We start from the raw sequence: 1,676 nt of genomic DNA, 5'->3' as shown, positions 1-1,676 counted from the left end.
GCTTTAACCCTAGTAGAGAAAATGGGAACAGTGGTGCTAAAAGCTGTTACTGCTGTCACCAGCGTTTTCGGGGGTGGCAGTAAGTGAGTATTCCAAGCGCACCGAATACAGCCGTTTTAAAAGATAGTCTCACTCACGCTGGTAAGTATGTTCGGGTTTTCAGTACCAGCATCAAAGGTAACTGGAATATTCCGAACACTACGAGGGCATTAACTCAATTCAGCGTGAGGGACTTCAGGAATCTCTACAAACTTACGAACGCCATGAACGAGCAGAAAGGTCTGCTTGACGAGATTAAGGCTATCAAGAAAACCGCAGAAGCCGCTACCAAAGCGAAAGACACCGCTAACGCGACAAAAAAGATCACCGATATTTTTCTCAAGAAAATACCTGGCACTGGCGAGATAGATAAAGCTTCCAAAGTCAGTGGACTCCTGGGCTTGCTTGCGGCGATTGGAATCACCGGATTATTACTACTCCAGGAATTTATCAGCGACAGAACTTTTGACAACCTGACTTCTCTTGGGCTTGAGATGTCAAAAAACTTATCCTTACTGACAACTGTTAATTCTAAGGTTAAAAGCTTAAATGAAAAGGTTGATAAATTCAATACCAGAATCAGCAAAGAACTAGATACCAACGCCAAAGATTATGCCAGGCTTAATAAATCGGTCGAGAAAACTGGGCAGGAGATCGTAACAGCCAAGAAGCAAGCCAATGATGCTTTGTACGAGGCTCGCGAGGGACGGAAAATAGTAACTGGTTTAGCTGAGTCAGCCAGAAAATTGGCTAATGATACCCTGTATGAATTTCGTCAGAATAAGATAGCAATTGAAACGAAGATAACTGAACAACGCATCAATTTTGACGCCAAAATTCAATCAATTAATACTCAAATTTCAAAGTTTAATAATAGCGTCGGAGAGTCCTTTCAAAAGTCTGTAAACGCTACTATTTCTAAATTGCAATCAGACCTGGCAGCGACAAAAGCCCAGGTGTCGGCAATTAAGCCACAAAATATTGATACAAATAGCATCACAGCTAATGCTGTCGCAGCTGCAAAATCATTGGTTATTCCGCTACAGTCACAGGTTGGGCAACTAAGTAACACGGTTATTGGTGTTCAAGCACAGGTCGGACAAATCCCAGTATTAGCTAATTCTGTAAGTAGCTTGGGTAAATCTATTAATGCTGTAGATAACAAAGCTGATGCAGCGATGAACGAGGCACGTAATAAAGGTGTGCCCAACCTTGCGCCAATTCAGCAACAGTTAGATGATAAATTTAACCGTTTCGTCGCCGACAATAACAAAGCTCTTGGTATCAGGGATTTACAAATATCCGACCTCAGTAAAGATTTTGATAAAAAAATAGCGGATTTCAATCGACTAAATAATTTGTCTTCCGAGCAGAGATTTCAAGAGTTCAAGAAAGAAAATGACAAAGCTCTGGCGATTCGGGACTTACAACAATCGAATCTATCTAAGGAGTTTGACCAAAGATTCGCTGATTTCAAACGTCAAAACGAGATGACATCTGACCAGCGTTTTGAAGAATTTGAACGTGAAAACAGGCAGTCTTTAGGCTTGTTAAAGGGTGACGTACAACAAATCAACAAGGATATTAACACCACGAAATCAGATATTACAAAAATCGATACCAAACTGAAGGAACAA

1 protein-coding gene is annotated in these 1,676 nt (G+C 41.0%); it reads left to right on the top strand.

What is annotated here, in order from left to right; all coding sequences use genetic code 11:
- Positions 1–83: 83 nt before the first annotated feature.
- On the top strand, positions 84–1,676 hold a 1,593-nt coding region (locus tag GNE10_RS34345), incomplete at its 3' end, for a hypothetical protein (protein WP_185570484.1).

Source organism: Nostoc sp. 2RC (assembly GCF_014222165.1).
Classification (GTDB): Bacteria; Cyanobacteriota; Cyanobacteriia; order Cyanobacteriales; family Nostocaceae; genus Nostoc; species Nostoc linckia.
Note: the sequence above shows the minus strand (reverse complement) of the source record. Positions and strands in the feature narration are given on the sequence as shown.